The sequence below is a fragment of the Pseudomonas sp. R3-56 genome, assembly GCF_051132075.1.
In the GTDB taxonomy this organism is placed as follows: Bacteria; Pseudomonadota; Gammaproteobacteria; order Pseudomonadales; family Pseudomonadaceae; genus Aquipseudomonas.
Genome location: NZ_CP071657.1, coordinates 395,003 through 410,440, shown reverse-complemented (window position 1 = coordinate 410,440; position 15,438 = coordinate 395,003). Strand labels below are relative to the sequence as shown.

13 protein-coding genes are annotated in these 15,438 nt (G+C 63.2%); 5 read left to right on the top strand and 8 right to left on the bottom strand.

The features are described 5' to 3' along the window. Positions 1 to 205 precede the first annotated feature (205 nt). The 8 genes from J3P96_RS01975 to J3P96_RS01940 all read right to left on the bottom strand — a co-directional run bounded on the left by J3P96_RS01975 (position 206) and on the right by J3P96_RS01940 (position 11,453). Positions 206 to 628 carry a hypothetical protein gene (locus J3P96_RS01975; RefSeq protein ID WP_434654992.1) on the bottom strand — a complete coding sequence of 141 codons (423 nt, stop codon included), beginning with the start codon at positions 626 to 628 and terminating at the stop codon, positions 206 to 208. Beyond that, on the bottom strand, positions 591 to 1,220 hold the full coding sequence (locus J3P96_RS01970; RefSeq protein ID WP_434654990.1) for a nucleotidyltransferase domain-containing protein: 630 nt from the start codon (positions 1,218 to 1,220) through the stop codon (positions 591 to 593). Before J3P96_RS01970 ends, J3P96_RS01975 begins: the two co-directional genes overlap by 38 nt. Before the next feature lie 65 nt (positions 1,221 to 1,285). Continuing rightward, on the bottom strand, positions 1,286 to 1,747 hold the full coding sequence (locus J3P96_RS01965) for a chemotaxis protein CheW (protein ID WP_434654987.1): 462 nt from the start codon (positions 1,745 to 1,747) through the stop codon (positions 1,286 to 1,288). Continuing rightward, positions 1,740 to 7,661: an Hpt domain-containing protein gene (locus J3P96_RS01960; protein WP_434654984.1), complete on the bottom strand. Its 5,922-nt coding sequence runs from the start codon at positions 7,659 to 7,661 to the stop codon at positions 1,740 to 1,742. Before J3P96_RS01960 ends, J3P96_RS01965 begins: the two co-directional genes overlap by 8 nt. A 185-nt stretch (positions 7,662 to 7,846) precedes the next feature. Further along, positions 7,847 to 9,907, bottom strand: coding sequence for a methyl-accepting chemotaxis protein (locus J3P96_RS01955; RefSeq protein ID WP_305498193.1), 2,061 nt, complete (start codon positions 9,905 to 9,907; stop codon positions 7,847 to 7,849). 153 nt (positions 9,908 to 10,060) lie between these two features. Then, positions 10,061 to 10,600 (bottom strand): chemotaxis protein CheW, encoded by a 540-nt coding sequence (locus tag J3P96_RS01950; RefSeq protein WP_434654981.1) that lies wholly within the window; start codon positions 10,598 to 10,600, stop codon positions 10,061 to 10,063. 10 nt (positions 10,601 to 10,610) lie between these two features. Beyond that, positions 10,611 to 10,976, bottom strand: coding sequence for a twitching motility response regulator PilH (gene pilH, locus J3P96_RS01945; protein WP_186612056.1), 366 nt, complete (start codon positions 10,974 to 10,976; stop codon positions 10,611 to 10,613). Between the two features lie 48 nt (positions 10,977 to 11,024). Further along, complete coding sequence (locus tag J3P96_RS01940; protein ID WP_434571200.1) at positions 11,025 to 11,453, bottom strand: response regulator; 429 nt, start codon at positions 11,451 to 11,453, stop codon at positions 11,025 to 11,027. A gap of 224 nt (positions 11,454 to 11,677) precedes the next feature. Between J3P96_RS01940 and gshB the strand changes: the two genes are divergently transcribed. The 5 genes from gshB (at position 11,678) to pyrR (ending at position 15,414) form a co-directional block, all read left to right on the top strand. Continuing rightward, positions 11,678 to 12,631, top strand: a complete 954-nt coding sequence (gene gshB / locus J3P96_RS01935) for a glutathione synthase (protein WP_434627385.1) — start codon at positions 11,678 to 11,680, stop codon at positions 12,629 to 12,631. Positions 12,632 to 12,707: 76 nt separating this feature from the next. Beyond that, entirely contained in the window at positions 12,708 to 13,604 is an 897-nt protein-coding gene (locus tag J3P96_RS01930) for a TonB family protein (RefSeq protein ID WP_434571196.1), read from the top strand. 214 nt (positions 13,605 to 13,818) lie between these two features. Further along, on the top strand, positions 13,819 to 14,388 hold the full coding sequence (locus J3P96_RS01925) for a YqgE/AlgH family protein (protein ID WP_305498183.1): 570 nt from the start codon (positions 13,819 to 13,821) through the stop codon (positions 14,386 to 14,388). Continuing rightward, the gene (ruvX, locus tag J3P96_RS01920) at positions 14,388 to 14,825 is read left to right on the top strand and encodes a Holliday junction resolvase RuvX (protein ID WP_305498182.1); all 438 of its coding nucleotides are present in this window, start codon (positions 14,388 to 14,390) and stop codon (positions 14,823 to 14,825) included. Before J3P96_RS01925 ends, ruvX begins: the two co-directional genes overlap by 1 nt. A gap of 82 nt (positions 14,826 to 14,907) precedes the next feature. After that, entirely contained in the window at positions 14,908 to 15,414 is a 507-nt protein-coding gene (pyrR, locus tag J3P96_RS01915) for a bifunctional pyr operon transcriptional regulator/uracil phosphoribosyltransferase PyrR (RefSeq protein ID WP_434654978.1), read from the top strand. Positions 15,415 to 15,438 lie beyond the last annotated feature (24 nt).

Genomic DNA, 15,438 nt, shown 5'->3' with positions numbered 1-15,438 from the left:
TTCGCTGTCGTGGAGGTCACCTTAGAAGCGTTGTGGCGCGGGCATCAATCAAGCTCAGCGGCGGATCGTTACGGTGGGAGTAATGGTTAGCGCCGCAACGGGCAATGTCTTGTGGCGAGGAGCTTGCTCCCGCTCGGCTGCGCAGCAGTCGTCGCTTTGGGGCCGCTTCGCGGCCCAGCGGGAGCAAGCTCCCTCGCCACGGAAATCAGCTCTGGACCATCAACGGTCGGACTAGCCCGAGTAGTTCCTTAGCGCTCTCAATCAGCTGGGTAAGGAGCGCATCATCTTCGTCCATATAGCCTTCGTACTCGGCAAGGTTGCGTCGCTCATGGCACAGCGCAAATAACCGGACCTGTACTTTGCTGACGTCCGCCGTGTGAATGAGGCATTGGAACACCAGATAGCGCTTGTCTGACCGATAACCGCTCAAGCGTAATGCCGTAAGCGCCAAGGCATGAGCGGCGTTATATGCCAGGTCGAACCGGCTGGCGAAGGAAAGGGCAGTCGTTTGGGCATCCTTCAAGCGATCCGTTGCCGAACGCACCAGGCCCTCACATTCCCGGCGATCCGTCGGCTCGGCTTTCAGGCCGCTATTTAACAGGTTCTCCAGGCTTTCTTGCTTGCTCATCCTTGGTCCCCGATGGGCTTTCACCCAGCAAATCGATCTTATCCTGTTGTGCTACCCGCACCACAAAACTGTTACCCGCCGCAAATTTTGCCGCCCAGTCCTGAGGCGTATAAAGCGTTGGGTTCAGAGGGCGACCCAGTTGTTCTTCCAGCGGAAGAAGCCGCTCCATTACGTCACTGTAGTGCAGGTCTTCGCCGATCAGCATGAGGTCTATGTCGCTGGATGTGTTCGCATGGCCCTTCGCGATTGAGCCGTAGACGAACGCCCAGTGCAGTTGTTTTGTAAACGGCTCCAATGCCAGGCGTAACGGTTCGGCGATGCCAAAGGTTTTCTGCACGATGCTTAGCAATTCAGAGTAAATCGGACAGCGCGGGTTGGCTTGATAATGAGTTTGATTGCCCAGACGAGTCATGGTGAGCACCCCTGAGCGTTGCAGGCGCTCCAGCTCACGCATGAGACTGCCTTTCCCTACTTGAGCCCAGCGGGAAATTTCGTTGACATAGAAGCTTTGATCGGGCTTGCCGAACAGCAAGCCCAAGACCCGCTGCTGGGTGGTGGTGAACAAAGCGTTACTGAGGGAAAGCTGTTTCAAGGAAGCACCAAGAGTCCCAAAAAGGGAACAATAAGTCCCTTTTTGGGACTTTACAAGTCAGTGTCTCAGGACTTTACCAACCCCGCCGCAACCACCAGCTCTTCCAACGCCAGCAGATCCGGCACTTTCGCCACATGCTCGCCCACTTGCACGGCCGCCTGCTCCAATCCGCACAGCGGCACGTCGACGTAGCTCAACTGGGTGTCGAGCTTGCAGGAGCGTGGGATGCCCTGGACCAGCAGCGCGATGAAACGCAGTTCCGGGCGGCCGCCCAGGGCGTTGAGCACGACGATGCGGGCGCGCTCGCCGATCACGGTCTTCTGGCCGCAGGCTGACTCGAAGCTCAGCAGCGGGATCTGCCGTTCGCGCCAGCTTACCCAGCCCAGGAACCAGGGCGGGGTGTCCAGATCGAACACGCTGCTCTGGTAGTCGATCAACTCGGCCACGGCCACGTTCGGCAGGATCAGGTGCCGGTCGGCCAGGGGCAGCAACAAACCAGTGAGATGGCTGGTGCGGTGCTCATGCATGGGTCTTGCTCCAGTGGGCGATGCTGTCGAGCAGCACCGACTCCTGGTACGGCTTGCCCAGGTAGTCGTTGACGCCGATGGCCATGGCGCGGTCGCGGTGTTTCTGGCCGGTGCGGGAGGTGATCATGATGATCGGCAGATGCGCCAGGCGCGGGTCGTTGCGCACTTGCGTCGCCACTTCGAAACCATCCATGCGGGGCATCTCGATGTCCAGCAGCATCAGGTCCGGCGAATGTTCGGCCAGCAATGCCATGGCGTCCACGCCGTCCTTGGCGGTGAGCACATGCATGCCGTGGCGTTCCAGCAGACGACTGGTGACCTTGCGCACTGTTACCGAATCGTCCACCACCAGCACCAGCAAAGGCCGCTGCTGCTCGCCCTCGCCTTGCACCACGGCCGGACGGCGCGCCGCCTGGTTGGGCAAGGCGCGGATCGGCGCGAGCAGATCGAGAATCAACACCACCCGGCCGTCCCCCAGGATCGTTGCCCCGGACAAGCCCTGGACCGCCGAGAATTGCGGGCCGAGGCTCTTGACCACGATTTCCCGGGTGCCGGCGGTGGCGTCTACCTGCACGGCGACGTGTCGTTCGTTGCATTGCACCAGCAGCACCGGTAATGGCTGGCTCTGGCCGAGCAATTTCGGGCGGGCGCCGGTTTTCAGCAACTCGCCCAGGTAGCACAACTCATAACGTTGCCCGGCGTAGGTGTAGGTCGGCGGATCGAGCTGGTAGTAGCCATCCAGTTCGGCGGGCAATACCCGGACGATGCTCTCGATGGTGTTGAGCGGGATGGCGTATTGATCTTCGTGACACTGCACCATCAGCGCCCGGTTGACCGCCACGGTGAATGGCAGCCGGATACGAAAATGCACGCCCTTGCCCGGCGTCGAATCGATGACCATGCTGCCGCCCAGCTGTCGCACTTCTTCGTGGACCACGTCCATGCCAACGCCGCGCCCGGAGATCTGGGTGATTTTTTCCGCCGTGGAAAAACCTGGCTGCAGGATGAACTGCAGCACGTCGCGGTCGCTGATATCGCTGTCGGGCGCCAGCAGCCCACGCTTTATCGCCTTGCGCCGCACCGCGTCCAATGGCACCCCGGCGCCGTCGTCACGGATGTCGAAAATGATGTCGCCGCCTTCGCGGGACAGGTCCAGGCTGATGCGTCCCCGCGCCGGTTTGCCGGCTGCGATGCGTACATCGGCGGGCTCCAGGCCATGATCAACGGCATTGCGCAACATATGCTCCAGAGGCGCCGCCATGCGTTCGAGCACGTTGCGGTCCATCTCGCCCTCGGCATTGTCGACCACGAACTCGACGTCCTTGCCCAGCTCCTGCGCCACCTGCCGGACGATGCGCTTGAGGCGCGGCAGCATGCGCTCGAACGGCACCATGCGCGTACGCATCAGGCCTTCCTGGAGCTCGGTGTTGATGCGCCCCTGCTGTTGCAGCAGGTTTTCGGCGTCGTGGTTGCTGCGGTCTAGCGTTTCCTTGAGGTCAAGCAGGTCCGAGGCAGACTCGAACAGCGCCCGAGACAGTTGCTGCAGCTGGGAATGGCGGTCCATTTCCAGTGGGTCGAACTCTTCGTAGCCCAGTCGTTCGGCGTCCACCTGCTGGCGGCTGAGAATCCGCCCCTGGGTTTCGGTATCCAGGCGTCGCAGTTGATCGCGCATGCGCTCGATGGTCGTTTCCATCTCGTTCAGGGCGATGCGCGCATCGTTGACCTGTTGCTCGATGCGCCCACGGAAAATCGAAGTTTCCCCGGCCAGGTTGACCAGATCGTCGAGCAGTTCGGCGGAGACCTTGACCATGTCCGCGCCATCGCCCGGCGCGGCGGGCTCGGCTCGCATCGGCGGCGCGACCTGGGCCGGTGCCGGCTCGACCGGCGTAACGATCTGGGGCGCCTCGCTGTCCTGCGGATGATTGACCGCCTGGATCTGCGCGATCAGCCGGTCGGCCGGCGGGCACGGCTGCCCGGCACGGACGGCATCGAGCATGTGGGCCAGCCGGTCATGGCTGCCTTGCAGCAAGGCAAAAAGCGCCGGGCTCGGTTGTAACAGGCCCGCCGACAGCCCTTCGTAAAGGTTCTCCAGTTCGTGGGCAAGATCGCCGATGGGCCCGATCTCCACCATCCGCGCGCCACCCTTGAGGGTGTGCAGATCGCGCAGCAGGGTTTCCACCGCCTGACGGTTCGACGGCTCTTCCTGCCAGCGTTGCAACGCCGCCCCGGAACTGTCGAGGATATCGAAACCTTCCTCTAGAAAGATTTCCAGCAACTCCGGATCATGGCCCGCCGTGTCATTTTGCCGATGCCCCGCCACCTCGATGGCGTTCGGCTTGTCCTGGCGGAAACGATGAATGGCGTCGATCAACGCCACGGGATCGCCCAGCGGTTGGCCTTGTTGCAGTTGCCCGAGCAACAGATCGAGGCGTTCATGACTGCTGTTGAGCAGTTGCGCCAGCTCCTCGCTGTAACTGTAGCGGCGATCCACCAGCCCTTCGTATAGGGTTTCGAGCTCCCCGGCCAGGTCGCTCACCGGCCGCACATCCGCCATGCGTGCGCCGCCCTTGAGGGTGTGCAAGTCACGCTGCAGCGAGGACAACGGCGCGCCGTTCTCCGGGTCGGCGAGCCAGCGCTGCAAGGCCTGTGCGGCGCTTTCAAGAATATCCTGGGCCTCTTCGAGAAAGATCGCGGCGATATCGTCGTCCACCGAAACAGCCGCCGGCGAACTGCGCTCCATCTCAGCCGTCGCATGACCCAGCTCGCGGATGCTCAACGTGCGGCTGCCGTCACTGCGGATCAGTCCCGTGGCTGTCGGGTCTAGGCCTTCCTGGAGCAGGCTGCGCAGGGCCTGCACCCGGGCAGGTTGCGCACGCACGTGCTGGCCGGCAGCCAATTCGTCGAGCATGTCGATCAACGCTTCGTGAGCAAGCTGCGCCTCATGGAAAAACCTGTCGCTGACCGCCAGGCTGCTCTCCTCGACGGCACCATACAAGTCCAGCAAGGCTTCGCAGAGCTCGTCCACCGGGTGCAGGTCGGCCAGATGCGCGCCTTCGCCAAGGGTGGTCAACTCATCGAGCAGCGCGCTCAGCTCCTGGCCCTCGCCGGGGTGTTGCTGCCAGCGCCGCAGCAGGTTCTCCGCGTCCAGCAGGATATCCATGCCCTGGGCGAGAAAATTGTTGATCAATTGCGGGTCGCGCTTGGTCCGCACGCCCTGGTCCGGCGTGTTGAGAGCCGTTTGCAGGCGTTCGACGGACAGTGCCTGGGTTCGCTGGATCAGGCCCGCGGCGCCGGGAATCGCGGCCAGCGGCTCGTTGTGCAACTGGCGCAGACCACGGCGCAGCAGCCCTTCAGCCTCCAGCAGCAGCTCGATCTCATCCAGGTCAAAAGCGATCAGGTGTGCCTTGTATTCCCGGGCCATCTCGTCCATCGCCCCGGCCAGTTCGGCGATCGGCAGCACACCGGCCATCGATGCACTGCCCTTGAGCGTGTGCAAGGCCCTTTGCAGCTCGTCGCTGGCCTGCAATGGCAGATGTTCGGCGGCCTGGTCGAGGAATCGATCAAGCGCGGCCAGATGCCCCTGGGCTTCGTTGCCGAAGATTTTCAGCAGCAAGGGGTCGAGAGCGGCCACGTCCTGCTGGTCGTCATCTTCCTCATCGCCACCCTTGGCCAGGGCATGGGCGCGAGCGGCCAGACGGTCGACGTCGTCGCGCTGGCATTGGCGCTGGGCAGCGAATTCGGCGACCAGTTCCGGCAGCAATCGCACCGCGTCCTCAAGCAATTGCCGAACCGAAGCACCCGGCTCGACGCTGCGCTCCAGCACGCGGTTGAGCAGGTTTTCCACTGCCCAGGCCAACTCACCCAACACCAGCGCCCGAACCATTCGGCCGCTGCCCTTGAGGGTATGGAAGGCCCGGCGCAGCTCAGTGAGCGCGCCTTGGTCGTCGGGCTGCGCAGCCCAGCGCGGCAGGTATTCGCGCAGGACATCGAGCACCTCGTCGGTTTCCTCGAGGAAGACCTCCCGCAGCTCGTCGTCCACCGGATGCTCATCCACGGGCGGCGGCAGCAGGCTACCGGGCATGCCTTTGGCCGGCGGGTTGACCGCCGAGACCGGGCTGGCCAGAACATCAGCGAGGGATTGCACGGTCTGTGGGTCGTCCAGTTCCTGCAAATCCTGCATGACCTGGGCCTCGTTCGGGCTCAGCCGGTCATCGAGCAAGGGCACGCGGGCTTCGTCGGGAAAGTAGCCGAGGGCGCCCAGGCTCCGCTCGACGCCGTCGAGCAGATTCTCGGCGGGCATCAACGGGTCTTCGCTCAAACGCTCCAGGTAATATTCCAGGCCGGTAATCACATCGGCCAGGTGATCGAGTGCTTCCCACCCCGGCTGGGCTGGGTCGAGCAGCAGGTGTTCACGGATGAAATCGTTGCAAGCCTCCACCAGGCGGGCGGCGCGGCTCAGGGGAATCATCGCCAGCGCCCCGCGGACCTGGGTCAGCAGCGCCGGCAATGGCTCAAGCTGCGCGCTGTTCCAGTGTGCGTCGATGTAGTCGACGATCATGTCCTTGGCCTGTTGCAGGCAGGTATGGGCTTCCTTGATGACGATCTGATGGATCTGGGTCAGGTCGGTCGTCGGCAGGCGATTGTCTTCGCGGCTTTCAGGCTCGACGGTGCCGACCATTCCGGCCAGGGTTGCCTCGACATACAGCAAGGCCCCGGCAACGTCCATGAGCGTCGCGTCATCAGGCACGCGCTGGCCCTGGGCGAGGCTCAGTACGACGGCCAGTTGATCGATGATGACCTTGCGCGGCTGGCCGAAACCCAGCACCGCCAGGGTGTCGGCAATCTGCCGCAGGGGCGCCAGCAGGCTGTCCAGCTCCGAGGCATGCTGGCGGTCGCTGCGCACGAACAGGTCCAGGCGCTCCTTGACCCGTACCAGCTCCTCGCAGAGCGCTGCCAGCACCGAGCGCATGGCATCGCGGTCGGGCCCGGCCAGGCGCGCGCGTTCTTCATCGACCATGGCGCTGTCGGGCAGCGCGTCGTCCAGTGAGTAGCGTTCTTTCATGATCTGCATCTGCCCGCTGGGATGTTCGGCCTTGGCAATATAGAACAACAGACTCTTGAGCAGGTGTGGCGGGGCCGCTTGGTTGATGCCGGGCATGCCTTGCTCCAGCAAGCGTTTGAGTTCCTTGTCAGCATCCTTGAAAAGGCTGCGCAGCGCCGGGCTGTTGGCGATACGCCCCTCGCGCATGCCTTCTACTAACGCCGAAGCGACCTGCCACAACGCATTGAGCGGCGCTGCGGCGCAAAGCGCTTCAAGGCGCTGAAAGACTTTGGCGAGGTAACCGAGGTGAGTCGCGTCGTCCTGTTCGCGCAACAGGCCCACCAGGGCCACCTGCAGGGTCTGGCGCAATTTGCGCAAGGTGCCGGGCAGGTCCGCCGGCGCGAGCCGCTTCAAGGCGTCCTCGCCCAGCGGCGCGATATCGGGCAATTCCGGTCTGAACAGGCTGGTCTCCGACAACAGGCCCTCGCCCCGCGCACTGCGCAGGTCGTTGAGCAAGGGCAGCACCGCCAGCGGCAGGTCGCGACGAGCACCCTGCACGCGCTCGAGGTAGACCGGCAACTGGCCCAGGGCCTGGCGCAACAGGCTGATCGCCTCCTCGCGGTGGGCGATGCGGTTGTCCTGCAGCGCGCTGCACAGTTGTTCCATTTCCTCGGCCAGCAACGCCGCGCCGTAGAACTCGATCATCTGCAGGCCGCCATGGACCTGGTGAATGCAGGCCAGGCATTGGGCAAGCGCATCCGACGCCTGGGGGTCGTCCACCAGGCGATTGAGGGCCAGGTGGGCCTGCTTCAGCGTTTCGGCAATCTCGCCCTTGACCCATTCCAGGGCCACGTAGTCGTGCCGATCACCCATAACCACTCCAAATCAACAGGCGTATGCCTGTGGTACGGCCGAGGACTCCGTGGCGAGGGAGCTTGCTCCCGCTTGAGTGCGCAGCGCTCACAAAATCTTTGGGGCGGCTACGCCCCCCAGCGGGAGCAAGCTCCCTCGCCACAAAAGCGCCCTTGCCACAGGGACATATCCTCCCAGCAGCCCAATCACACCTTATCCTCATCCGCCACAGGTGCCGCGGGCAAGGTAAACCCGGACACCGAGCGGCGCAGCTGGCTGGCCATTTTTGCCAGGTTGCCGATGCTCTCGGCCGTGGCGGTTGAGCCGGACGAGGTCTGGCTGGTGATCTGCTGGATCACGTTCATGGTCAGCGAAATCTGTCCCGCCGAGGTGGTCTGTTGCTGCGCCGCGTTGGAGATGCTCTGGATCAGCGCCGCCAGGGTCTTGGAAACGCCCTCGATTTCCTCCAGGGCGACGCCGGCATCCTGGGCCAGTCGGGCACCGCGCACCACCTCGGTAGTGGTCTGCTCCATGGAGATCACCGCTTCGTTGGTGTCGGCCTGGATCGCCCGCACCAGCGTCTCGATCTGCCGGGTGGCCGCCGAGGAGCGCTCGGCCAAGCGCTGCACTTCGTCGGCCACCACCGCAAAACCCCGACCGGCATCGCCCGCCATGGACGCCTGGATCGCCGCGTTGAGCGCAAGGATGTTGGTCTGGTCGGCGATGTCATCGATCAGGCTGACAATATCGCCGATTTCCTGTGACGACTCGCCGAGGCGCTTGATGCGCTTGGCGGTGTCCTGGATCTGCTCGCGAATGTTGTCCATGCCATGAATGGTGTTGTGCACCACCTCGTTGCCCTTGTTGGCGATTTCCACGGAGCGCTCGGCCACCGCCGACGACTCGGCCGCGTTGGCCGATACCTGGTCGATGGACTGGGCCATTTCATTGATTGAAGTCGAAGCTTCGGAAATTTGCTGGGCCTGGTGTTCCGACGCCTGGGCCAGGTGCATCGCCGTGGCCTGGGTTTCCTGCACGGCGGCGGCCACCTGGCCGGCCGTGAGGTTGATGGTCGCCACCAGATCGCGCAATTGGTCCACCGAATAGTTGATGGAATCGGCGATGGTCCCGGTGAAGTCCTCGGTAACCGAGGCGGTGACGGTCAGGTCGCCATCGGCCAGGTCTTCGATTTCATCCAGCAGGCGCATGATCGCGTTCTGGTTGCGCTCGTTCTTTTCCGCGGTTTCGCGCAATTGGCGGTTGGTTTCACGCACCATCACCAGGCCGATGAGGATGATCGACATCAGTGCGAGCAGGCCCAGCACATACCCGCCGATGCTGTTGACGGAACGACCGCCGGCCAGGTTCTCGAAAGCTGTGGCCAGGTGAGAGGCTTCGTCGAGCAGGGTCTGCGACAGGTTGAAGATGTTGCCCGCCGACTCGCGGACCTTGAACAGCTCCGGGGAGGTCTCGAGGATTTCGTCCACCGACCCCGAGACGAATTCGAACAACTCGCTGATTTCCGTCAGGCGCGCCCGGGCGTCACGATCCTGGACCTGGGGGATCTTCAAGGTCGGGTCGCCTTGCAGCATGCCATTGAGCACCTGGCCAAAACGCGCGGCGTCACGGCCGAAGGTGTCGGCAGCCTGGCTGGCGTTCTCGTCGCCGGCCAATACGGTATTCACCGCGCCGAGAATACGCTCGGCCAGCAGTGACTGGCGCTGGGCCATGGCCACCTGTGAGGCCGGGGCGCCTCGCTGCAAGAGGATTTCGACAACTTTTTCGTATTCGACCTGCAGTTGCGGCACGGTTTCAGCGAGGGTTGCCGCCACCTGGTGCAGCGACAGGACGGTCTGCTCACTGGAAAGAATCGCATCGGTGTTCTTCAGCAGGCGCTCCCAGTCCAGCTGTACCGCGCGCATCTGCGGGCGCAGGGTGGCGGGCGCCGGAGGCAGGCCGGTCACCGGGTCACCCTGCTTCAGGTAACCCCAGCGCTGGGCGAAATCGTTGCGCGCATCACTCAGCAACTTGAACGCGGCGGCCTTGCCGGCCGCGGCTTCGGTGGCGTTCTTGGCAATGCGCTGGGACAGCACACGCAGCTCACCGGCGTGGCCGATGTACTGTTTGTCATAGGTGGACTGGGTGTTGAGGTACGCGAAGTTGGCGAATAACAGCATGATGAAGACAATCAGCGCGACGAACAGCACGATGATCTGCGACCGACTGCGCGACGCTTCCAGAGGCTTGCCTGTTTTTGCTTTGATCATCGGTACTCGCCTGTCCCCAAAACCTCAAACCACTGCCATTCCAATGTGGGAGCGAGCTTGCTCGCGATAGCGGCGGTACAGCTTGCATCAATGTTGACTGTACTGGCGCCTTCGCGAGCAAGCTCGCTCCCACAGAGGCCGCGCTGCGGCCTGTCAAACCGCCACATTCATGAACCCTGGCGAACGCGTCACGGCAAACGGGCTGAACACCTGCCACTGCCGATCGCCAGGAAAACGGCCCTGGACGAAGGCCGATTCCGGGCCATCGAGGTGGCCCGGCGAAACCGGTTCCAGGCTGCCCTGGGCGAAATGCTGCAGCCCGAGGACTTCGTCCACCAGCAAGCCGGCGAAGACTTCTTCGTTATCGACCACTAGCACCCGCCGCTGCTTGCGCACACTGGACAGCTCGTGACCGAAAAAACCGCACAGGTCCATCAGCGGCAATAAACGCCCGCGCAGGTTAGCCACTCCGCGAACCCATGGCTTGACCCCGGGCAACGACGTGTAGCGCGGCTCGTGCAGCACTTCGCTGACCTCGCCCATGGGCGCCACGTACCAATGCTCGCCGAGGCGAAAACCGATCCCGCTCCAGCTGTCGCGATGGGTTGGCTGGGACGGCAGGTCCGCGCCCAGCAGCCGACAGCGCCGATCGATCTGAAGCAACAGTTCGAATGCGGTCAGGGAGTGGCTCATGGCCGCGCGTTCAACCCGCCAGTACTTTGTTCAAGGTCGCGATCAGGGTTTCTTCGTCTACCGGTTTGGTCAGGTAGTCCTTCGCCCCTTGGCGGGTCCCCCAGACCTTGTCGGTTTCCTGGTCCTTGGTGGTGATGATGATGACCGGGATATGCCCCGTGTCCGGGTCCTTGGTCAGCTGGCGCGTGGCCTGGAACCCATTGAGGCCGGGCATGACGATGTCCATCAGCACTGCGTCGGGCTTTTCCTGGCGGGCCAGGGCCACGCCGTCGGCGCCATTCTCGGCTTTCAAGACCTGATGGCCGTGCTTTTCCAGCATGCCGGTCAATTTGTACATTTCGGTCGGCGAATCATCGACGATCAGAACTCGTGCCATGGTGTTCCCCATTTCTTCTGTAGACCCCAGGCCGAAGGCCGAGCGTCATTAATGTGCCTGGTGCGGCTGGACAGCGGCAAAACCCGGGACATGGGCCTGTATCGCGCCCAGCAATTCTTCCTTGCTGAAAGGCTTGGTCAGAAACTGATCGGAGCCGACGATGCGCCCCTTGGCCTTGTCGAACAGACCGTCGCGGGACGACAGCATGATCACCGGCGTCGCCTTGAAGGCGCTGTTGTTCTTGATCAGGGCACAGGTCTGGTAACCGTCCAGGCGCGGCATCATGATGTCGACAAAGATGATGCCCGGATGGTGGTCGACAATCTTGGCCATGGCGTCGAAGCCGTCGACCGCCGTGATGACCTCGCAGCCAACGTTGCGCAGCAAGGTCTCGGCGGTGCGGCGGATGGTCTTCGAGTCGTCGATGACCATGACCTTCAAGGCGCTGGGTTGCTGCTGCGTGAGATGCTCTGCCATTGCCACTGCAAACCGGTTTTTAACGCGTAAGTGTGATCGACAGCGCAAACCCTTGATGTTCAAGGCCCGCACGTCACATGGCAGCCTTTTTAGCACAGTCTCCATCGCCGATCTATCAGCCGCTCGGCACGGCGGTTTTTCCTTGACCGCCAAACTTCGGGGCGCCACTCTGACGCCACTTTTTCAAGCCATTCGTGCCCACCCCATTTTCGAGGAACCAAGCCATGAGCGTACGCGTCGGCATTGTCATGGACCCAATCGCCAGCATTTCCTATAAGAAGGATAGCTCGCTGGCCATGCTGCTGGCCGCTCAGAAGCGCGGCTGGGAGCTGTTCTACATGGAACAGCGCGACCTTTACCAGGCCGAGGGCCAGGCGCGCGCGCGAATGAAGCCGCTGAAGGTCTTCGCCAACCCTGAGAAGTGGTTCGAACTGGGCGCGGAAAGCGACGCGCTGCTGAGCGATCTGGACGTGATCCTGATGCGCAAGGATCCGCCGTTCGACATGGAGTTCGTCTACTCCACCTACCTGCTGGAGCAGGCCGAAAGCGCCGGTGTGCTGGTGGTCAACAAGCCCCAGAGCCTGCGCGACTGCAACGAGAAGCTGTTCGCCACGCTGTTCCCGCAGTGCACGCCGCCGACCATCGTCAGCCGTCGCCCGGACGTGCTGCGCGAATTCGCCGATCACCACGGCGATGTGATCCTCAAGCCGCTGGACGGCATGGGCGGCTCGTCGATCTTCCGTCACACCGCCGGCCATCCGAACCTGTCGGTAATCCTCGAAACCCTGACCTTGCATGGCAAGCAACAGATCATGATCCAGGGTTACCTGCCGGCCATCGTCGACGGCGACAAGCGCATCCTGATGATCGACGGCGAGCCGGTGGACTATTGCCTGGCGCGCATCCCGGCGGCCGGTGAAACCCGTGGCAACCTGGCGGCTGGCGGCCGTGGCGAAGCCCGCCCGCTGACCGACAAGGACCGCTGGATCGCCGCCCAGGTCGGCCCGACGCTACGCGAGAAAGGCCTGCTGTTCGTCGGCCTGGACGTGATCGGCGAGCACCTGACGGAGATCAACGTCACCAGCCCGACCTGCATCCGCGAGATCGACAATGCCTTTGGCACCGACATCGGCGGGATGCTGATGGATGCCATCGATCAGAAGCTCAAGGCGCGTTGATCCAGATCCTGATGAAGGAAACCCACATTGCGTTATCATGCCCGGCCTGAAAAAACGTGATGCTGGTTTCCTTGTCATGACACTCCCGTCCGATCTGCCCCAAGAGCTCGCCCATCGTGGCGTGCGCCCGGCTGATCGCCTCGGTTTTACGCTGTTCCTGGCGGCACTGATCCACCTGGCGGTGCTGCTGGGCGTCGGGTTTGCCACGGTCGAACCCAAGCAGATCAGCCAGACCCTGGAGATCACCCTGGCGACCTTCAAGAGCGAAACCAAGCCGCAGAAGGCCGATTTCCTTGCTCAGGAAAACCAGCAGGGCAGCGGCACCCTGGAAAAGAAAGCGATTCCCAAGACGACCGAAATCGCGCCGTTCCAGGACAACAAGGTCCAGAAGATCACCCCACCGCCGGCCGCCAAGCCGGAAGTTCAGGAAACCGCGCCCAAGGCCGCCGTGACCACTACCGCGCCGAAGCCGAAAAAGGCCCCGGTCAAGGAAGAGGTCAAGCCCGATCCCAAGCCCAAGGCGCCGGAACCGACCTTCGACAGCTCCCAGCTGTCCAGCGACATCGCCAGCCTGGAGGCCGAACTGGCCCAGGAACAGCAGCTGTACGCCAAGCGCCCGCGCATCCACCGCCTGAGCGCCGCGTCGACCATGCGCGACAAGGGTGCCTGGTACAAGGATGAATGGCGCAAGAAGGTCGAGCGTATCGGCAACCTGAACTACCCCGAGGAAGCCCGGCGCAAACAGATCTACGGCAATTTGCGGCTGATGGTTTCGATCAACCGCGACGGCTCGCTGTATGAAGTGCTGGTGCTTGAGTCTTCCGGCCAGCCGCTGCTGGACCAGGCCGCCCAGCGGATCGTGCGCCTGGCCGCGCCGTTCGCGCCGTTCACCGGGGACCTGTCGGACATCGACCGCCTGGAAATCATCCGCACCTGGAAATTTGCCCGGGGCGATCGGCTGTCCAGTAACTGATTTACATCGAGGGTGGACCAGAGCTTTGAGCTAGCCACGGAGCCCCTGTGGGAGCGGGCTTGCTCGCGAAGACGGCAGCCCTGCCACCAGAGATCCGTCGGCTGTGCCGGCCCCTTCGCGAGCAAGCCCGCTCCCACAATTGTTCGATGTCGCCGGCCAGATCGAAGCATTTCCCGGCTTGTCAGTTCGGCCATGCGCCGCCACACTAGCGCCTATGAAAAACGTCAGCCCCACGTACCTCAAGCATCACTTCCTGATTGCCATGCCGCACATGGCCGATCCGAACTTTGCCCATACCTTGACCTACATCGTCGAGCACACGGCCAATGGGGCCATGGGATTGGTGGTAAACCGCCCGCAGGAGCTGAACCTGGCGGATATCCTTGAGCAGCTGCGTCCCGAGGTCGAGCCGCCACTCCTGTGTCAGCACGTACCGATTTTCATCGGCGGCCCGGTGCAGACCGATCGCGGTTTCGTGCTCCATCCGTCGGGCCCCAAATTCCAGGCCACCGTTGATCTGAACGGCGTGTCGCTGTCCACCTCCCAGGACGTGCTGTTTGCCATCGCCGACGGCGTCGGCCCGGAAAAGAGCCTGATCGCCCTGGGCTATGCCGGTTGGGAACCCGGGCAGCTGGAAGCCGAGCTGGCTGACAACGCCTGGCTGACGTGCCCGTTCGATGCCGACATCCTGTTCAACACCAGCAGCGAGTTGCGCCTGGAAGCGGCGGCCAGCCGATTGGGCGTGAACCTGGGCCTGCTTACCAGCCAGGCGGGCCACGCCTGATGGCCCTGCGCCTGCTGCTGGGCTTTGATTACGGCACCAAACAGATCGGCGTCGCGGTCGGCCAGGTCATTACCGGCCAGGCCCGCGAGCTGTGCACATTAAAAGCGCAGAACGGCGTTCCGGACTGGAACCAGGTCGAAGCGCTGATCAAGGAATGGAAACCCGACGCCGTGGTGGTCGGCCTGCCATTGAACATGGACGGCACGCCCAGCGACATGTGCCTGCGTGCGGAAAAATTCGCTCGCCGGCTCAATGGCCGCTTCAATCTGCCTTTCTACACCCATGACGAGCGCCTGACCACCTTCGAGGCCAAGGGCGAGCGGCTGATGCGCGGCGGGCAGAAAGGCAGTTACCGCGACAATCCGGTGGACGCCATCGCCGCCGCCCTGCTGCTGCAAGGCTGGCTTGATGCCAACGCCGCCCTGTTCGAAACCTGATTTTTGAAAGCGCCGCCAAGGCGCTTTCTTCTAGCGACAAGCCGAGTCATGAGCACCGACCCGCAAACCTGAAGGAGCCAGCATGAGCCTGCCCAATCCTGCCGAACTGATCAGCCAGATGGCGATCCGTCTCACGGCGCACCTGGAACAACGTGGCATCAGCGAACCGCGCTACATCGGCATTCGCACCGGCGGCGTCTGGGTTGCCCAGGCCTTGCTCGATGAACTGGGCAGCGACTCGCCGCTGGGCACCCTGGACGTGTCCTTCTACCGCGACGACTTCAGCCAGAACGGCCTGCACCCGCAAGTGCGCCCTTCGGCGCTGCCGTTCGAGATCGAAGGCCAGCACCTGGTGCTGATCGACGACGTGCTGATGAGCGGGCGGACCATCCGCGCCGCCATGAATGAGTTGTTCGACTATGGTCGCCCGGCCAGCGTGACGCTGGTCTGCCTGCTCGACCTGGACGCCGCCGAACTGCCGATCCGCCCTAACGTGGTCGGCGCGACGCTTTCGCTGGCGGCCCATGAACGGGTCAAGCTGTCCGGCCCGGCGCCGCTGCAACTCGAACTGCAAGACCTCGCCCTTTAACTGCCCTTGCCAGAGTCCATCGCG

Bases quoted from the DNA above. Each gene is read 5' to 3' on its own strand.
- ruvX (WP_305498182.1), top strand. From the start codon at position 14,388: ATGGCCCTGCGCCTGCTGCTGGGCTTTGATTACGGCACCAAACAGATC.
- J3P96_RS01975 (WP_434654992.1), bottom strand. From the start codon at position 628: ATGAGCAAGCAAGAAAGCCTGGAGAACCTGTTAAATAGCGGCCTGAAA.
- gshB (WP_434627385.1), top strand. From the start codon at position 11,678: ATGAGCGTACGCGTCGGCATTGTCATGGACCCAATCGCCAGCATTTCC.
- J3P96_RS01950 (WP_434654981.1), bottom strand. From the start codon at position 10,600: ATGAGCCACTCCCTGACCGCATTCGAACTGTTGCTTCAGATCGATCGG.
- pilH (WP_186612056.1), bottom strand. From the start codon at position 10,976: ATGGCACGAGTTCTGATCGTCGATGATTCGCCGACCGAAATGTACAAA.
- J3P96_RS01925 (WP_305498183.1), top strand. From the start codon at position 13,819: ATGAAAAACGTCAGCCCCACGTACCTCAAGCATCACTTCCTGATTGCC.
- J3P96_RS01930 (WP_434571196.1), top strand. From the start codon at position 12,708: ATGACACTCCCGTCCGATCTGCCCCAAGAGCTCGCCCATCGTGGCGTG.
- J3P96_RS01955 (WP_305498193.1), bottom strand. From the start codon at position 9,907: ATGATCAAAGCAAAAACAGGCAAGCCTCTGGAAGCGTCGCGCAGTCGG.
- J3P96_RS01960 (WP_434654984.1), bottom strand. From the start codon at position 7,661: ATGGGTGATCGGCACGACTACGTGGCCCTGGAATGGGTCAAGGGCGAG.
- J3P96_RS01940 (WP_434571200.1), bottom strand. From the start codon at position 11,453: ATGGCAGAGCATCTCACGCAGCAGCAACCCAGCGCCTTGAAGGTCATG.
- pyrR (WP_434654978.1), top strand. From the start codon at position 14,908: ATGAGCCTGCCCAATCCTGCCGAACTGATCAGCCAGATGGCGATCCGT.
- J3P96_RS01965 (WP_434654987.1), bottom strand. From the start codon at position 1,747: ATGCATGAGCACCGCACCAGCCATCTCACTGGTTTGTTGCTGCCCCTG.